This is a genomic window from Amycolatopsis sp. NPDC004378 (assembly GCF_053602455.1).
Genome location: NZ_JBSGDR010000008.1, coordinates 228,877 through 245,939 on the forward strand (window position 1 = coordinate 228,877; position 17,063 = coordinate 245,939).

General features: G+C 69.4%; 16 protein-coding genes. 6 read left to right on the forward strand and 10 right to left on the reverse strand.

Going from position 1 to position 17,063, the window contains the following annotated elements:
- Positions 1 to 14 precede the first annotated feature (14 nt).
- On the reverse strand, positions 15 to 1,157 hold the full coding sequence (locus ACWEN0_RS24595) for a BMP family lipoprotein (protein WP_451977764.1): 1,143 nt from the start codon (positions 1,155 to 1,157) through the stop codon (positions 15 to 17).
- Between the two features lie 317 nt (positions 1,158 to 1,474).
- A complete protein-coding gene (locus ACWEN0_RS24600; protein WP_451977767.1) occupies positions 1,475 to 3,466 on the reverse strand; it encodes an NPCBM/NEW2 domain-containing protein in 1,992 nt (663 codons plus the stop codon).
- A 393-nt stretch (positions 3,467 to 3,859) separates the two neighbouring features.
- Between ACWEN0_RS24600 and sdhC the strand changes: the two genes are divergently transcribed.
- The 5 genes from sdhC to ACWEN0_RS24625 all read left to right on the forward strand — a co-directional run bounded on the left by sdhC (position 3,860) and on the right by ACWEN0_RS24625 (position 8,328).
- Positions 3,860 to 4,303 (forward strand): succinate dehydrogenase, cytochrome b556 subunit, encoded by a 444-nt coding sequence (gene sdhC / locus ACWEN0_RS24605; RefSeq protein ID WP_285456018.1) that lies wholly within the window; start codon positions 3,860 to 3,862, stop codon positions 4,301 to 4,303.
- A gap of 1 nt (position 4,304) precedes the next feature.
- Positions 4,305 to 4,718 (forward strand): succinate dehydrogenase hydrophobic membrane anchor subunit, encoded by a 414-nt coding sequence (locus ACWEN0_RS24610; RefSeq protein ID WP_451977770.1) that lies wholly within the window; start codon positions 4,305 to 4,307, stop codon positions 4,716 to 4,718.
- A gap of 19 nt (positions 4,719 to 4,737) precedes the next feature.
- Positions 4,738 to 6,492 (forward strand): succinate dehydrogenase flavoprotein subunit, encoded by a 1,755-nt coding sequence (gene sdhA / locus ACWEN0_RS24615; protein ID WP_451977773.1) that lies wholly within the window; start codon positions 4,738 to 4,740, stop codon positions 6,490 to 6,492.
- Positions 6,492 to 7,262 carry a succinate dehydrogenase iron-sulfur subunit gene (locus ACWEN0_RS24620; RefSeq protein WP_451977776.1) on the forward strand — a complete coding sequence of 257 codons (771 nt, stop codon included), beginning with the start codon at positions 6,492 to 6,494 and terminating at the stop codon, positions 7,260 to 7,262. Before sdhA ends, ACWEN0_RS24620 begins: the two co-directional genes overlap by 1 nt.
- A gap of 151 nt (positions 7,263 to 7,413) precedes the next feature.
- Positions 7,414 to 8,328, forward strand: coding sequence for a hypothetical protein (locus tag ACWEN0_RS24625; protein WP_451977779.1), 915 nt, complete (start codon positions 7,414 to 7,416; stop codon positions 8,326 to 8,328).
- A 287-nt stretch (positions 8,329 to 8,615) separates the two neighbouring features.
- Here the strand turns inward: ACWEN0_RS24625 and ACWEN0_RS24630 are convergent, their stop codons facing one another.
- Together ACWEN0_RS24630 and ACWEN0_RS24635 are read right to left on the reverse strand one after the other, a co-directional pair.
- Positions 8,616 to 10,010, reverse strand: coding sequence for a S8 family peptidase (locus ACWEN0_RS24630; protein ID WP_451977782.1), 1,395 nt, complete (start codon positions 10,008 to 10,010; stop codon positions 8,616 to 8,618).
- A gap of 63 nt (positions 10,011 to 10,073) precedes the next feature.
- Positions 10,074 to 10,307, reverse strand: coding sequence for an SCO4848 family membrane protein (locus tag ACWEN0_RS24635; protein ID WP_451977785.1), 234 nt, complete (start codon positions 10,305 to 10,307; stop codon positions 10,074 to 10,076).
- Positions 10,308 to 10,350: 43 nt separating this feature from the next.
- On the opposite strand from ACWEN0_RS24635, the gene ACWEN0_RS24640 reads away from it, so the two are divergent.
- Positions 10,351 to 11,592 (forward strand): D-alanyl-D-alanine carboxypeptidase family protein, encoded by a 1,242-nt coding sequence (locus ACWEN0_RS24640; RefSeq protein ID WP_451977788.1) that lies wholly within the window; start codon positions 10,351 to 10,353, stop codon positions 11,590 to 11,592.
- Here the strand turns inward: ACWEN0_RS24640 and ACWEN0_RS24645 are convergent.
- Genes ACWEN0_RS24645 through trpS form a run of 6 tightly spaced genes read right to left on the reverse strand, consistent with a single transcriptional unit; the run spans position 11,589 to position 16,786 of the window.
- Positions 11,589 to 12,026 (reverse strand): winged helix-turn-helix transcriptional regulator, encoded by a 438-nt coding sequence (locus ACWEN0_RS24645; RefSeq protein WP_451977791.1) that lies wholly within the window; start codon positions 12,024 to 12,026, stop codon positions 11,589 to 11,591. The genes ACWEN0_RS24640 and ACWEN0_RS24645 overlap by 4 nt on opposite strands.
- Positions 12,023 to 13,027 carry an NADP-dependent oxidoreductase gene (locus ACWEN0_RS24650; RefSeq protein WP_451977794.1) on the reverse strand — a complete coding sequence of 335 codons (1,005 nt, stop codon included), beginning with the start codon at positions 13,025 to 13,027 and terminating at the stop codon, positions 12,023 to 12,025. The genes ACWEN0_RS24645 and ACWEN0_RS24650 overlap by 4 nt, the downstream gene beginning before the upstream one ends.
- Before the next feature lie 8 nt (positions 13,028 to 13,035).
- Positions 13,036 to 14,142 (reverse strand): acyl-CoA dehydrogenase family protein, encoded by a 1,107-nt coding sequence (locus tag ACWEN0_RS24655; RefSeq protein ID WP_451977796.1) that lies wholly within the window; start codon positions 14,140 to 14,142, stop codon positions 13,036 to 13,038.
- 56 nt (positions 14,143 to 14,198) lie between these two features.
- A complete protein-coding gene (gene yhjD, locus ACWEN0_RS24660; protein WP_451977799.1) occupies positions 14,199 to 15,209 on the reverse strand; it encodes an inner membrane protein YhjD in 1,011 nt (336 codons plus the stop codon).
- Between the two features lie 45 nt (positions 15,210 to 15,254).
- Positions 15,255 to 15,755 (reverse strand): AAA family ATPase, encoded by a 501-nt coding sequence (locus ACWEN0_RS24665; RefSeq protein WP_451977802.1) that lies wholly within the window; start codon positions 15,753 to 15,755, stop codon positions 15,255 to 15,257.
- A complete protein-coding gene (trpS, locus tag ACWEN0_RS24670) occupies positions 15,752 to 16,786 on the reverse strand; it encodes a tryptophan--tRNA ligase (RefSeq protein WP_451977805.1) in 1,035 nt (344 codons plus the stop codon). Before trpS ends, ACWEN0_RS24665 begins: the two co-directional genes overlap by 4 nt.
- Positions 16,787 to 17,063 lie beyond the last annotated feature (277 nt).

Consider the following 17,063-nt stretch of genomic DNA (forward strand, 5'->3'; position numbering starts at 1 on the left):
CGACGCGAACTGCCTTACTTCTGCGGCTTGTCCGAAACGGTGATCGCGCCCGAGATGATCTGGGCCTTGTAGCCGTCGAGGACGTCCTTGATGTCGTCGACCTTGCCGCCGGAGGTGGCGTAGCCGACGCCGTCGACCTTGAGGTCGAACCGCTTCGGCAGGCCGCTCAGGTCACCCTTCGCGACGGCCTGCACGTAGTCGAAGACCGCGACGTCGACGCGCTTGAGCATGGACGTGATGATGACGTCCTTGTCCGCCTCGACGGTCTTCTGGTTGTACTGGTCGGAGTCGACGCCGATGGCCAGCGCGTTGCCCGACTTCGCGGCGTCGAAGACGCCCTTACCGGAGGCGCCGGCGGCGTGGTAGATCACGTCCGCGCCCTTGGCGATCTCGGCCTGGGCCTTCGCGTTGCCCTTCGGCGGGTCCTGGAACCCGGAGAAGTCACCGGCCGGGGTCAGGTACTCGTCCTCGATCTTGATCTTGGACGAAACCGTCTTCGCGCCCTGCAGGAAGCCGGCCTCGAACTTCTGGATCAGCGGGGTGTTGACGCCGCCGACGAAGCCGATGTGGCAGCTCTTGCTCTTGTACGCGGCGGCGACGCCGGCCAGGAACGAGCCCTGCTCCTCGGCGAAGACCAGCGGCGTCACGTTCGGCAGGGTGATCGAGTCGTCGTCGACGATCGCGAACTTGGTGTTCGGGTACTTGGCCGCGACGACCTTGACCGACGGCGCGTAGGCGAAGCCCACCGCGATGATCGGGTTCAGGCCCGAGGAGGCCATCTGGTCGAGGCGCTGCTGCTTGGCCGACTCGGCCTCGCTGGCGCTGGCGGTGCTTTCGCTGACCGTCGTGACGCCGAGGTCGCTCTTCGCCTTGTCGGTGCCCGCGGCGGCGGCGTCGTTGAAGGACGCGTCACCCCGGCCGCCGACGTCGAAGGCCAGGCCGATCTTCAGCTTGCTGCCGTCCACCTTGCCGCCCGCGGCGGCCGTGCTGCTCGACGCGGCGGGGGCCGCGGGCGGCTTCTGCGCGGTGACGCAGTCCGAGCCGCCCGACGAAGGCGCGGCGCTGTTGTTGCTACTGCCACCGCTCGAGTCCTTGGCGCACCCGGCCAGGGCGAGCACCCCGGCCATGGCCGCGGCGGCCAGCGCGGTTCCACGCATGCGACGCAACGTGTTTCTCCCTCCCCGCTGATCCAGCGGATGTCCAGGGCACGACCGGGCCCACTGCCGGGTCGACTGGTGGACCGTACCCAACGGACAGGAATGCGCCATAGGAACGGCACGCTACGTAACACAAACGTTTACTCACGAGTCTTGCGCGCGACGAACTGGACACCGAACGTGATCATCGAGCACGCACGGGCCTGCTTTCGGCGAGCGACCTCACTCTGGGACGGCCAAACTGCCGTTTTGTGTGACTCAGTGTGCCGGAATGTCCGAGGGTTGGGCCAGTCCGGTCACCCAGTGAGATCGCGGGTTCAGCCGCAGGTGAGCCGGGCGGCGGCCCAGTCGCTGCGGTCGTAGGAGTTCCCGTCGCCGCCGTCGGTGATCACCAGGCGCAGGTACTGGGCGCCGTGCAGGTCCGCCGCCAGCGGCAGCGCCGGGTCCTGCCAGGTGCGGACGCCCGTGGCGGCCACCTTCGAGCCGTCCGCCCAGATCTCGAACGTCGCCGAGCCCTGCTTGTTCGTCGCCTTGCGCTCGTCGTCGATGCCGACGTCCGCCGTGAACGCCGTGCACCGGCCACCGACGTAGAAGACCAGCTCGCTCGGGGCGTGCGCGCCCAGGCCCTTCGGGTAGCCGACGCCGTTGATCGTCAGCGGCTTGCCGTCGCCCGCCGGGATGCCGCCGTTGGACATGTCGCGCTCGACCGGGCCGTAGCCGTTCTTCTCCGCCGCCCAGCGCAGGTCGCTCGCCCAGGCGGGCGCGCCCGGGGGCGCCGCGGGCACCGTCAGCTGCTGGTCGCCGTGCCACGAGACCTGGCCGAAGCCGAGCGTCCGGTAGGTGACGCCGCTGTTCAGCACCGCCGTCGTGCCCTCGGTGCCGGACGGCGGGGTCACGCGCCAGCGCCCGGCCGCCGTGTCACCCGTGGCGAGGACGAACGCCCGTGGCCGGGCCAGCTGCTCGACCCGCCACCCCGCGGGCGCGGTCAGCGTGACCCGCGGGTCGAACACCGGGACGCGCGCTTCGTCGGTCGCGGACACCGTGACCTCGAACGGCTTCCCCGCCGGGGTGATCTCCCCCGGCACGCCCGGCACCGGCGCGGCCAGCTCGACGCCCGTGCTCACCATGGGCGCGTCGCCCAGCCACGCGCCGCCCGCGTGCACCCGGTAGACGACTGTCGCGTGTGGTGGGACGACCGCGGAGATCCGGCCCGCCGTCTGGAGATCGCGGTGCGCCCAGAGGTCACGCGCGGAGTACCCGGCGGCCTTCGGGAGCCCGGCGGCGGCGGCCGTGGTGCCGATCGTGGCGTTGGCGGACGTCTCGTTGAAGAGCGCGACCGCGACGTCCCCGTTCTGCAGCGGCTTCGCGAAGACCCAGCGACCGTCCTGGTTGGACAGCACCCGCGCCTGGACGCCACGCCGGTCCTGGTCGAGCGCGATGACCTCGGCGTTGCGCAGGACGTCGAAGTTCTCCGGCGACACCTTGCGCAGGTCGGCGCCGATGAGCAGCGGCGCGGCCATCATCGCCCAGAGCGAGAAGTGCGACCGGTACTCGACGGTCGTCATGCCGCCGTTGCCGACCTCGAGCATGTCGGGATCGTTCCAGTGGCCCGGCCCGGCGTACGGCGCGAGCGGCGCGTTCGCCTTGAGGATCTGGAGCACCTTGGCCCAGTTGTCCTTGATGTCGCCGGTCGTGCGCCACAGGTGCCCGACGTCCGCACCCCACTCCCACGGCTTGTTCTCGCCCCACTCGCAGAGCGAGTACACGATCGGGCGACCGGTCTTCGCGAGCGCGTCGCGCATCTTCGTGTAGCGCTCGAGCGCGGGCCGGCCCTGGTTGTTGCAGTTGTCGTACTTGAGGTAGTCGACACCCCAGTCCGCGAACGTCTGCGCGTCGACGTCTTCGTGGTCGAGCGCGCCCGGCTGGGTTTTCGCGCAGGTCAGCGTGCCCGCGCTGGTGTAGATGCCGAACTTCAGGCCCTTCGAGTGGACGTAGTCGGCCAGCGCCTTGATGCCGTGCGGGAAGCGCGCCTTGTTCGCCTGCATCCGGCCGTCGGCGTCGCGCTGGGCCTCCGCCCAGCAGTCGTCGACGTTCACGTACTGGTAGCCGGCCGCTTCGAGGCCCTGCGCGACGAAGATGTCGGCGGTGTCGCGGATGATCTGCTCGTCGACGGCGCACCCGGTGGTGTTCCAGTTGTTGAAGCCCATCGGAGGACTGAGCGCCAGCCCGTCCGGCAGGGCCCGGGCGGGAGTGACCGCCACCACGGGGAGCAGGGCCGCGACGGCGATCACCAAGCCGAGTCGTCTCACCAGAACGTCACCCCATCGTGAGAGATCCGATGTATATGCGAGTGACAGTAGGAATAGGCCGCTAGTTGGTCAACAACAAACCGGACGTACCAGCCTATCGGCCTAGCGCATCAGATATCAGATGCTGCAGAGATCGGATCACCAGTGAGGAGCGTGGACAGTTGGGCCGCACGGCCGAGTGTGCTGCGCCACACCGCCGGGTGGTGGGGCGGGAATACCGGTGTCTGGTCCATCACAGACAGGAACCCGGAGGTGAGCCGCGTGCCGGGTGCGGGTCTAGCATCCGATTCATCCAGGCTCGATGACGTTGATCTCGGCACTGCCGCCGCTTCACGGCGACTGCGGACCTCACGGCCACCGGGCACATAGTCAGACGTTGGAGGCCGTTCACCGATGTCCACCACGGCGAGCACTGCCCCCGAGGCAGGCGCGAGCGATCGGGCGGGTGCCTCACGCCGGCAGGGGACCTTCTACCGGGGTGACCCCGGCATGTGGTCCTGGGTGCTGCACCGCATCACCGGCGTGCTCACATTCTTCTTCCTGTTCGTGCACGTGCTCGACACCGCGCTCGTGCGCGTGTCGCCGAACACCTACGACCAGGTCATCGAGACCTACAAGACGCCGATCGTGAACCTCCTGGAGGTCGGCCTCGTCGGCGCGGTGCTGTTCCACGCTCTCAACGGCATCCGCGTCATGCTGGTCGACTTCTGGTCGAAGGGCCCGAAGCTGCAGAAGGCGATGCTGTGGGTCATCGGCGTGGTCTGGGTCGTCGTGATGGTCCCCGGTGCGTTCTTCATGCTGAAGCGCACCGTCGAAACGCTCTTCGGGGGTAACTGACATGGCCGACCTCGCCCTCGCGAACCCCCGCACGCCGAAGCGTCCCGCCGCGCGCCGCAGCAACTTCGAGCTCTACAGCTGGCTGTTCATGCGGATCTCGGGCCTGGCGCTGATCATCCTGGTGCTCGGCCACCTGCTGATCATGAACATCCTCGACGGCGGCGTCCACCGGATCAACTGGGGCTTCGTCGCCGGCCGCTGGGCCTCGCCGTTCTGGCAGTTCTGGGACCTGGCCATGCTCTGGCTCGCCGAGATCCACGGCGGCAACGGCCTGCGGACCATCATCGACGACTACGCGCGCAAGGACAGCACGCGGTTCTGGCTGAAGATCGTGCTGTACGTGTCCATGGCGCTGATCCTGGCCGTCGGCACGATGGTGATCTTCACCTTCGACCCGAACATGCCCGCGAACTGAAGCCCGGAGAGCTCCCACCATGCAGTTCCACAAGTACGACGTGGTGATCGTCGGCGCCGGCGGCGCCGGCATGCGCGCGGCCATCGAGTCCGGCCAGCGCGCCCGCACCGCGGTCCTCACCAAGCTCTACCCGACCCGGTCCCACACCGGCGCGGCCCAGGGCGGCATGTGCGCCGCGCTGGCGAACGTCGAAGAGGACAACTGGGAGTGGCACACCTTCGACACGGTCAAGGGCGGCGACTACCTCGTCGACCAGGACGCCGCGGAGATCATGGCCAAGGAAGCCATCGACGCGGTCCTCGACCTGGAGAAGATGGGCCTGCCGTTCAACCGGACGCCCGAGGGCAAGATCGACCAGCGCCGCTTCGGCGGGCACACGCGTGACCACGGCAAGGCCGCGGTGCGCCGCGCCTGCTACGCCGCGGACCGCACCGGGCACATGATCCTCCAGACGCTGTACCAGAACTGCGTCAAGTACGGCACGGAGTTCTTCAACGAGTTCTACGTGCTCGACCTGATCACGTCGGAGGACGAGAACGGCAACCCGATCGCCTCCGGCGTCGTCGCCTACGAGCTGGCCACCGGCGAGCTGCACGTCTTCCAGGCGAAGTCGATCGTGTTCGCCACCGGCGGCGCGGGCAAGATCTTCAAGACGACGTCGAACGCGCACACCCTCACCGGTGACGGCCTCGGCATCATCTTCCGCAAGGGCCTGCCGCTGGAGGACATGGAGTTCTTCCAGTTCCACCCGACCGGCCTCGCGGGCCTGGGCATTCTCATTTCCGAAGCCGTCCGCGGCGAAGGCGGGATCCTGCGCAACGCCTCCGGCGAGCGGTTCATGGAGCGCTACGCCCCCACCATCAAGGACCTCGCGCCGCGCGACATCGTGGCGCGCTCGATGGTGCAGGAAGTGCTGCAGGGCCGCGGGTGCGGCCCGAACAAGGACTACGTCGTCCTCGACGTCACGCACCTGCCGGTCGAGGTCCTCGAGACCAAGCTGCCGGACATCACCGAGTTCTCGCGCACCTACCTGGGCGTCGACCCGGTCAAGGAGCCGGTGCCGGTGTTCCCGACCTGCCACTACGTGATGGGCGGGATCCCGACCAACGTGCACGGCGAAGCGTTGCGGGACAACGAGAACGTCATCCCCGGCCTGTACGCGGCGGGCGAGGTCGCGTGCGTGTCCGTGCACGGCTCGAACCGCCTGGGCACGAACTCGCTGCTGGACATCAACGTGTTCGGCCGCCGCGCCGGCATCGCGGCCGCGGAGTACGCGCTGGCGCACGAGCACGTCGAGCTGCCGGAGAACCCGACCCAGCTGGTGGAAGAGCAGCTGGCGGGCCTGCTGTCGGAGCACGGTGACGAGCGCGTCGCCGACATCCGCAAGGAAATGCAGCAGACGATGGACTCGCACGCTTCGGTGTACCGGACCGAGGACACGCTGAAGCAGGCGCTGACCGACGTCCAGGCGCTGAAGGAGCGGTACCAGCGGATCACGGTGGCGGACAAGGGCAAGCGGTACAACACCGACCTGCTCGAGGCCGTCGAGCTGGGCTTCCTGCTGGAGCTGGCCGAGGTCCTGGTCGTGGGCGCGCTGGCCCGCAAGGAGTCCCGCGGCGGCCACGCCCGCGAGGACTACCCGACCCGCGACGACACGAACTTCATGCGGCACACCATGGCCTACAAGCAGGGCACCGGTCTGGCGTCCGACATCCGGCTCGACTACAAGCCGGTCACCTTCACCCGCTACGAGCCGATGGAGCGGAAGTACTGATGACTAGCGTTGCCGAAGCTCCTTCGTCTTCTGCCTCGGACGAGCACACCCCGATCACGGTCACGCTGAAGATCCTCCGGTTCAACCCGGAGGTCGACACGGAGCCGCACTGGGAGTCCTACGACGTCCCGGCGCAGCGCACCGACCGGCTGCTGAACCTGCTGTTCTACGTGAAGGACTACATCGACGGGACGTTCTCGTTCCGCCGGTCGTGCGCGCACGGCGTGTGCGGCTCCGACGCGATGCAGATCAACGGCATCAACCGCCTGGCGTGCAAGGTCCTGATGAAGGACCTGCTCGAGAAGGACGGCAAGAAGACGACGATCACGATCGCCCCGATCAAGGGCCTGACGACGTTGAAGGACCTGTACGTCGACATGGACCCGTTCTTCGAGGCGTACCGCGCGATCAAGCCGTACCTGATCACGTACGGGAACGAGCCGACGCGCGAGCGGATCCAGTCCCAGGCCGACCGCGACCGCTTCGACGACACGACGAAGTGCATCCTGTGCGCCTGCTGCACGTCGTCGTGCCCGGTGTACTGGAACGACGGCTCGTACTTCGGCCCCGCGGCGATCGTCAACGCGCACCGGTTCATCTTCGACTCGCGTGACGAGGGCTCGGAGGAGCGCCTGGACATCCTGAACGACGGCGAAGGCGTTTGGCGCTGCCGCACGACGTTCAACTGCACCGACGCCTGCCCCCGCGGGATCCAGGTGACGAAGGCGATCCAGGAAGTGAAGCGCGCGCTGCTCTTCAAGCGCGTCTGACACCTTCCGCAACATCGAAGGGCCCTCCGGCGACTATGTCGGAGGGCCCTTCGTTTGTTGCGCTCCTGGGAAACGGTGCGTAGTTGGGCTAACGTGAAGAGTTGCTGGTGGGAACGGTCTCTCTACGGGCCGACTACGGAATGCGAGCGCAATGGGTGCTGCTTCGGACATCCGGAGACTCGTCGCGCGCCGGTTGGTGCCCCTGGTCGCAGATCTCGAAGAGTACGTTTTCCGGCACGGCTACTTCCGCGCGCTGGCCGGAGCACTGGCCTCCCTCGGAACCGTCGGCCTGCTCGGCCAGATCCTCGGGCTGACTTGGCTCCGGATCACCTTCGCGACCTTGGCGGCCGGCCTGTTCGTGCTGGTCAGCGCCATTTCCTTCGCTGGGACGCAACGACTGCGCAGCCAGCTCAAGCACATTGAACAGCTCTTGCACACCTACGCCGACCAAATGCACTCCACTTCACCCCTCGCGGTGCGGGAATGGCGGCAAGAAGTGGTCGTCGACGAGAACGGCGACGCCCGATGCCGGCGCGAACTGGTCCTCGACGCCGCTTCCAACGGCACTCTCCGGTACGTCTCGGTCAACCTCGTCTACTACGGGAGCACCCGCCTGACGAACCGGGCCAGGCGGAAGGTGCAGTGCAAGGCGTTCCATGCCGGGGAGGACGACACCGAAGAGCGCACACGGGCGAACGCCACCTCCGTGTGGACGTTCTCGCGGGAAGGAAAGCCCCGGCTGGACATCTACATCCACCTGGGTTCCGTGGTCCAGGCCGGCGACCTCGTCACGGTCGAGTGGGACTGGCCGGGATTCTCGGCGGACCTGATGAACGGCACGAGTCCGGAGAGCTTCGACGTGCTCTTCGCCAAGGAAATCGGGCAGTTCGAACACCGGGTGATCTTCCGGAACATCCGGTACCCCAACGCCTTCAAGGTGCGAAACCAGGGTGCCCAGAACCTGCAGCGGCTCCGGCGCGGCCAAGACGTGATCGTCGAGTTCTCCGCGCGCGAACCCGAGATGAACCAGCGGATGGGGTTCGTCGCCGACTATTCGCAGTCCTGACACGAGAAAGCCCGGAGCCACCAAGGCGGTCCGGGCTGCGGAGCACCGATCGAAACGATCAGTTGCCACCCGTCTCGGAGCCGCCTGACATGGAAATCCATTCCCGAGCCGCCGTTCCCGGTGGCTCTTTGTTCGGGCCAGTTGGTCCGGTCAGGTTACACCGGGCGCGGGAAAACAGCTCTCCTCCGCTGCGAAATTACACTCGGTCAGGCGAAGAAAGCGTTCAGTGGTCCAGATAAGTGAAGGGCTCCTCGTCCACATCGGACGAGGAGCCCTTCGTCTCACGGTCAGCGCACCGCGTCCAGGGCGTTCACCAGGCCGTGGCCGTAGTACGAGTTGTTCTTCGCCGGGCCTGTGCACTCCGTCTCCGCCGATGCGCACTTCACCGGGTCGGCCTCGCCTGTCAGGAGCCGGGAAAGCAGCTGCGGCGGCAGGCCGCGGAACTTCGATGCCAGCAGTGCCGCGACGCCGGCAGCGTGCGGCGAAGCCATCGACGTTCCGCACTTCGAGCCATAGGGCCCGCCGAACACCGTCGTCGAGAGGGGGCAGGCCGGACCGGCGCCGTCAGGAGGCTGCTGGGAGAAGTCCCCACCGGGGGCCGTCACGTCGATCTCGCCGTAGTTGCTGAACGAGGACTTCGTGCCCGCGTAGCCCACCGATGACACCGTCACCACGCCGTCGATCGCCTTCGGCAGGATGCCGCACGACGAATCCACCGGGTGCGGGCGGTTCGGGTCCGTGGTCTGCGTCCGGGTGTCGAAGCCCGAGTTGCCGGCCGCCGAGACGTTCAGAACGCCGTGGCGCGTCGAGAACTCGATCGCCCGACGCACCGCCTCGTATGCCGCCGCGTCGCCCGGCTCGTGCGAGCAGAAGAACATGCCCGGGTCGATGTAGTAGCTGTTGTTCGTCACCTGGAAGCCGTGCTTGGCCGCCCACACGAAGCCGCAGACGGCCGACTCCGGGAAGATGTAGCCGTCGTCGTTGACCACCTTCACCGAGGCCAGGCGGACCCCCGGCGCGATGCCCGTGAAGCCCGCTGCCGGGTCCTTGCCCGCGATCGTGCCCGCCACGTGCGTTCCGTGGTCGGACGTCGTCGGGGCCCACGAGGCCGGCGTCAGGTCAGGGGCGCCCGTGACGCAGCCCGCCGACGAAGAAGGCGAAACAGCGGCACGGAGAGCCGGGTGCGTGGCGTCGATGCCCGAGTCCAGCACGCCCACCGTCACCGACGAGCTGCCCTGGTAGACCTTGTTCGCCTCGGGCGCGTGGATCGCCTTCATGTCCCACTGCTGCGCCGAAAGGTCACCCGCCGCGGTGACGGACCGCGTGTCCTCCAGCGTCCGGACCGCCCCCAGCGAGGACCGGGCCGAAGCGGCGGAAGCCACGTCCTTGCCGCCCGAATAAGCCCGGTAGACGCCGATCTTCTGCTGGAAGTCCGCGTTGCGCGAGCTGGCGATCGCGACGCCGATCTCGCCGTAGTACGCCACCTTCGTGCCGCACTTGGCCGCCAGCTCCTTGTCGACCGCCGACGCGCGCGTGCCCGGCTGGTAGGTCACCACGTAGGTGTACGGCGTGCTCGTCGTGTCGCAGGCGACCGGCGCGGCCTCGGCCGCCGGTGCCGCGGCGAACAGGCCGCCCCCGACGACCAGTGCCAACGGGGCCGCCATTCGGCGTAAACGGGACATTCCACCTCCAGAGTCAGTGGCGTCAACCTAAACCGGCCCCGGGGACCGCGCCACCGACCAAAGTCAGGAAGCGGCCCGCGCACGCACCCCGCGCCACCCCAGCACGCCGATGATCGTGCCCAGCACGAACGACACCACGGTCAGCACCGCGTGCACCACGAAGTACGCCGTCGGCGAGCCGTCGGGCGTCCAGGACCGGTCGCTGTCCCACAGGTTCTTGGCGAACGTGATCCAGATGATCCAGGACCACACGCCGAAGGCCAGCAGGAACAGCGACGTGCCTCGCGAAATGCGCATGCCCCTGAGTATGCGGCCCGGGCCGCGGCGCTAGATTGCGTGGGTGCACTCCGCTGTTTCCCGGTCGCTCAAGGTCCTCACGACGACGCTCGCCGCCGCCCTCCTGGCCCTGAGCACGCCGGCCTTCGCGGCCGCGGCGCCGCAGCAGGGCCAGTGCGCGAACCGGCAGGCCCCGCCGGCGCCGGTCGACACGTCGGAAAAGCCGGCCCCGGGCCGCCAGGCCCCGGCGCCGCTCGCCGTGCCCGCCGACCCGGTCGGCGGCCCGCGGATGGCCGAGTGCGGCCTGATCACCCCGCAGGGCGCGCTCAACCCGCCGGACGGCAACACCGCGGCCTCGTGGGTGGTGCAGGACCTCGACACCGGCGCGATCATCGCGGCGAAGGACCCGCACGCCCGCGAGCGGCCGGCGTCGCTGATCAAGACGCTGCTCGCGCTCGTCGTCGTCACCCAGCTGAACCCGCAGCAGGTCGTCGTCGCGACGAAGGAGGACGCCGAGCAGGAGTGCACCTGCGTCGGGCTCGTCGCCGGCGGGCAGTACACCGTCGACCAGCTGCTGCACGGCCTGCTGATGCACTCGGGCAACGACGTCGCGCACGCCTTCGCCACGCAGCTCGGCGGGGTCGACGCGGCGGTGGCGAAGATGAACGCGCTCGCGGCCCGCATCGGCGCGCTCGACACGCGCACCGCGACGCCGTCGGGGCTCGACGGGCCGGGCATGTCGACCTCGGCCTACGACCTCAGCCTGATCTTCCACTACGCGATGAAGCAGCCGGAGTTCGCGAAGACCGTCTCGACGAAGAACTTCGAAATCCCGGCGACCGGCGGCAAGCCCGCCATCCCGATCTTCAACGACAACAAGCTGCTCGGCGTCTACCCCGGCTTCCTCGGCGGCAAGACCGGCTTCACCGACGACGCCCGCCACACCTACGTCGGCGCGGCGCAGCAGAAGGGCAAGCGGCTCGCGGTCGTCATGCTGCGCGCCGAGCAGAAGCCGACGCGGGTGGTCGACCAGGCCGCCAAGCTGCTCGACTACGGCTTCGCGCTGGAGGCCGACCACGCCGAGCCGGTCGGCAAGATCGACTACCAGAACGCCCAGGCGACGCCGCAGGGCAACAACCCGACGTCGCTCGCCGACGGCACCGGCGGCAGCGGGACGTCCTCGACCGCGGCCGCCGCCAAGGAGGACCCGTTCGGCACGACCGGCTGGATCATCACGCTGGTGGTGTTCCTGATCATCGTCGGCGGGTTCGTCGTCGGGCACCAGCGCAAGAAGGCCGCGGGCTAGCGGAACCCCGGGCCCGGCTCGGGGGTCACCTTGTCGGTGGCGATCGCGCCCCCGCAGTGTCCACACGCGACATACGTGTCGGCGATCTCGCCGCAGTCCTTGTGCCGCAGCAGGATCGGCGGTCCTTCCGGCCCGGCGAGGTGCTTGTCGCCCCACTGCATGAGGGTGACGACCGCGCCGAACAGGTCGCGCCCCGCCTTCGTCAGCACGTACTCGGGCACGGGGTCGACGCGCTCGAGCACGCCCGCGTCGACGAGGGTCTTCAGCCGGGCCGACAGCGTCGGGCGCGGGATCGACAGGTGGCGCGCGAATTCGCCGTAGCGCCGCACGCCGAAGAACGACTCGCGCAGGATGAGCAGGCTCCACCGCTCGCCGACCAGGTCGAGCGCGCGCCCGACCGAGTCCGCGGTGAACCGGTGCCGCAGGTCGGTCACAGCGCGAGCACCAGCTTGCCGGTGTTCTCGCCGCGGAACAGCTTAAGCAGCGTCTCCGGGAACTTCGCGATCCCGCCCGCGACGACGTCCTCGCGCGACTTCAGCTTGCCTTCGCGCAGCCAGCCGGCGAGTGCGTCGACCGCTTCGGCGTACCGGTCGGCGTAGTCGAAGACGACGAACCCGGTCATCGACGCGCGCCGCACCAGCAGCTGCATGTAGTTCGCCGGCCCGCGCGGCCCTTCGGTGCTGTTGTACTGGGAAACCGCGCCGCTGAGCACCACGCGGGCGCCGCGCGCGAGCCGCGCCAGCGCCGCCTCGAGGACCTCGCCGCCGACGTTGTCGAAGAAGACGTCGATGCCGTCGGGCGCGTGCTCCTTGAGGTCGGCGCGGACGTTCCCGGCGCGGTGGTCGACGGCGGCGTCGAAGCCGTGCTCCTCGACGAGCATCCGGCACTTCTCCGGCCCGCCGGCGATGCCGACGACGCGGCAGCCGTGGATCTTCGCGAGCTGCCCGGCGACGATCCCGACCGACCCGGCCGCGGCGGACACCACGACCGTCTGGCCCGGCTCGGGCCGTCCGACGTCGAAGAGCCCGAAGTAGGCGGTGATCCCGCTGATCCCGAGCGTGCCGAGGAACGTCGGCGCCGGGGCGCGCGAGGTGTCGACGACCTGGACGTCCTTGCCGTCGGAGACCGCGAAGTTCTGGACGCCGAAGGTGCCGAAGACGTGCTGCCCGGCCGTGAACCCGGGGTGGCGCGACTCGACGACCTCCCCGATGCCGGCCGCGCGCATCACCTCGCCGATCCCGACCGGCGGCACGTACGAGCGGCCGGCGTTCATCCAGGTGCGCATCGCGGGGTCGAGCGAGAGGTACTGGACCTCGACCAGGAACTCCCCTTCGCCGGGCGACGGGACGGCTTCCTCGGTGTACTGCCAGTCGGTGTCCTTCGGCAGCCCGGCGGCCGGGCGGGCGGCGAGGCGGTACTGGGCGTTGACGGGCACGGGACTCCTCAGAGCTGTTCGGTGCGGGCGGGCACGCCCAGCAGGAGCTTGCCGGACAGCTCGAAGCTGGCCGGGTTGACCTGGAAGTGCGCGGTCGCCGTGTGGGCGTCGCGGAACCGGCGCTGCAGCGGCGAAGTCTCGTAGATCGCGGCGCCGCCGCCGAGGTCGTACATGCTTTCGGCGACCTTCGCGGCCGTGCGCGTGACGTGCGTGGCGGCCAGGCGCAGACCGAGTTTCAACTGGTCCGGCACGGGTTCGGTGCCTTGCGCGGCCTGCCAGGCGTCGTCGATGCTCGTGTAATACAGCAACCGCGCGGCGCGCAGGGCGGCCTCGGCCTCGGCGACCGCGGCTTGTGTCTGCGACCGTTCGGCGAGCGACCGGCTGGAGCCGAGCGGCCTGCGCGTCGAGGCGAGCTCGACGAGGTCGTCGATCGCGCCGCGCGCGTTGCCGAGCGCGGCCGCCGCGACCGACAGCGCGAAGTAGCCGAAGAGCGGGAACCGGTGCAGCGCAACGGCTTCTTCCGGCGGCCCGCCCAGCACCGAGAAGACGCGGTGCTCGGGGACGAACAGGTCGTCGGCGACGCAGTCGTGGCTGCCGGTGCCGCGCAGGCCGGTGGTGTGCCAGGTGTCGAGCACCTCGATGTCGGCCTTCGGCAGCGCCGCCACGGACAGCGCGCCCTCGTGCACGAACCCGGCGAAAAGCCAGTCACAGTGCGGGATACCGCTGCAGAACGCCCAGCGGCCGGAGACGGTGTAGCCGCCGTTGACCTTCTCGCCGGTGCCGCGCGGTGCCCAGACGCCCGCCGCGACCGTGCGCGGGTCCCCGAAGACCTCCTCGGCGCACTTACGCGGCGCGTAGGCCGAGAGCAGGCTGCTCGTCACGGCGATCGAGACGCACCAGCCCGCCGACGCGTCGCCGCGCGCGACCGTCTCGGCTGTTTCGAGGCTGAGCGCCGGCGGCGCTTCGGGGCCGCCGAGGTAGCCCGGGACGCCGCTGCGCAGGAGCTGGGCGTCGGTCAGCTTCGCGACCAGTTCGGCGGGCAGGGCGCGCTGCCGTTCGGTGACGGGTGCGAGCGTCCGGGCGAGCGCGGCGCACTCGCGGGCGGCGTCCAGCATGAAACCTCCGGTTCAGATTTCTTACCGGTTCAGTTTCTTTACCGCCGTGCTCGCTGTCAAGGCTTGCGGCGGCCCCCGAGCCACGCGAGCAGCGCACCGGCGCTGAACGCACCCGCGACGGCACCCAGGCCCGGTCCGCGCTGGACCGTGACGCTCTGCTCGAGCCGCACTGGCGGCGGGGGCACGACGACCCGGCGCTCGTTCTCCTTCGCCGTCGCGGTCCAGGCCGTGATGAGCAGGAGGAAGCGCGAGACGAGGTTCGCGAACACGAGCAACCCGATGACCGGCCCGAAGATCGCGGCCGCGGGCGACTTCGTGACGCTCGCCAGGTAGACGGTGGCGACCTGCTGCAGGACGACGAACCCGACGGACGCGACCACGGCGCCCTTCACGGCACTGCGCAGTGCGACCCGCTCACGCGGCAGCCGCGCGATCACCCAGAGGAAGACGAGGGTGTTGGCGAGCAGGCCGAGGACGATCGTCGCGACGCGGAGCAGGAAGTTCGCCCAGCCGGCCCCTTCGAGCCCGACGAGCTTGAGCAGGCTGTGCCCCACGAACCCGCCGACGGCGGTCAGCGCGAACGAGACGGCCAACGCGACGCCGAGCCCGATCAACGCGACGAGGTCCTTGAGCGTCTGCTTGACGATCGGCTGCGACTGCTTTTCCTGGCCCCACTGCGCGGTGAGCGCGTCCCGCAGGTTCGACATCCAGCCGATACCGGAGTAGAGGGCGAGGAGGAGACCGAAGATCCCGATCCCGCCCCCGGAGTCGACCGCGCCGTTCACGATGCTCATGACGAGACCGCGCAGGCCCTCGGGCACGGAGTCGTTGATGCTCTGGGTGATGTTGTGGATGATCGCCTGGTCGTGGTTGACGACCAGCCCGAACACGGCGAAGCCCACCATGAACAGCGGAAACACCGACAGCACGCTGAAGTAGGTGATCGCGGCGGCGTAGTGGTTGCCGTACCGCTCGGTGAAGGCGTCGTTGGCGCGGATCAGGTGGTCGAGCCACGGGTACTTCCGCCGCAACCGCGGCAGGAGCTTTTCCTTCTCTTCGTTCGCCACTGTGAAACGCTAACCACGGCCCGTGACTCCCGCAACGCGAGCGGCCTACGCGAGGGAGGCGAGCAGGCCCGGGTAGGCGTCCTCGGCGGTGAGGGCCGGCACCCCGCGGCTCGCGGCGAACGCCTCGACGGCGTCGTAGGCCGCGTCCAGTTCGGACCCGCCCAGCGGCACGACGGTCTCGATCTCCGACGTCCCACGCTCGGTGAAGCGTTGACGAGCCACTTCGCGCCCCGGCAGGAGCACGAACTCGTGGAAGGTCGCCTGCGTCTCGCGGGCCAGTTCCTCGAGCCGTTCCGGAAAGCCCGGCCGGGCGACCAGCTGCGGCACGACGACGTCGTGCCCCGCGATCAGGTGCGCCCGCGCGGCCGCGACGGCGACGTCACGCGCCAACAGGCCCGCGTGGCCCGGCTCCGCGCGCCAGCCGCCCACCATCGCGCGGAGCCGGTCGACGTCGAGGGCCAGCGCCGGCGGGTGGTCGTCGGCGTACCGCCGGGCGAGCGTCGACTTGCCGCTGCCCGGCGGGCCGTTCAGCAGGAGCAGCTTCACCGCACCGGCGGCAGGAACCCGATCCGGCGGTAGGTCTTGGCCAGGGTCTTCGAGGCCACCTCACGGGCTCGCTCGGCGCCCGCGGCGAGCACCTTGTCGAGCTCGGCGACATCGTCCAAATAGGACTTGGCGCGCTCCTGGATGGGCGTGACCCACTCGACGAACAGCTCGCCGAGGTCCTTCTTCAGGTCGCCGTAGCCCTTGCCCTCGTACGCGGCTTCGAGGTCGGGGATCGTCCGCTCGCTCAACGCCGAGTAGATGGTCAGCAGGTTCGAGACGCCCGCCTTGTTCTCGGGGTCGAACCTGACCTCACGGCCGGTGTCGGTGACCGCCGAGCGGATCTTCTTCGCCGAGCGCTTCGGGTCGTCGAGCAGCTCGATCAGGCCGTTGACGGTGGGCGCCGACTTGCTCATCTTGGCCGTCGGGTCCTGGAGGTCGTAGATCTTCGCCGTGTCCTTGATGATGTACGGCTCCGGCACGACGAACGTGGCGCCCAGCCGGTTGTTGAAGCGCTGCGCGAGGTCGCGCGTCAGCTCGAGGTGCTGGCGCTGGTCCTCGCCGACCGGGACCGCGTCGGCCTGGTAGAGCAGGATGTCCGCGGCCTGCAGGACCGGGTAGGTGAAGAGGCCGACGCTGGAGCGGTCGGAGCCCTGCTTCGCGGACTTGTCCTTGAACTGCGTCATCCGGCCGGCCTCGCCGAAGCCGGTCTGGCACTCCATGACCCAGCTCAGCTGGGCGTGCTCCGGGACGTGGCTCTGCACGAACAGCGCGGTGCGCTGCGGGTCGATACCGATGGCGAGCAGCTGCGCGGCCGAGACGCGGGTGCGCTGCCGCAGCACCTTCGGGTCCTGCTCGACGGTGATGGCGTGCAGGTCGACGACGCTGTAGAAGCACTCGTGGGTGTCCTGCAGCCGCACCCACTGGCGCAGCGCACCGAGGTAGTTCCCGAGGTGGAACGAGTCGGCGGTCGGCTGGATCCCGGAAAGAACCCGCGGACGACGTGCGGCGGCGACGGTCTGCTCATCGGACACGCAAGGATTCTTCCAGGCCCGGGGCGGCAGCGGGCGCGGAGGGGGCCCAGCCTTGGGGTTTCCCCCAAGGACGGCCGGGGTTCTCCGCGGCGACGCAGGGCCGTCCTGCGGCGAGCGACGCCGAGAACTTCCGGCCGGTTCTCGCCGGGACTGGGGGGTCGCCCGCGGCGAGCGGGGACCTCAGTCAGGTTCTCGGCGGTGGGCAGGGCCGCCCCGCGGCGCGCGAGCCGGGACCTCCGGCCGGTTCTCGGCCACAGCAGGGCCGTCCCGCGGCGAG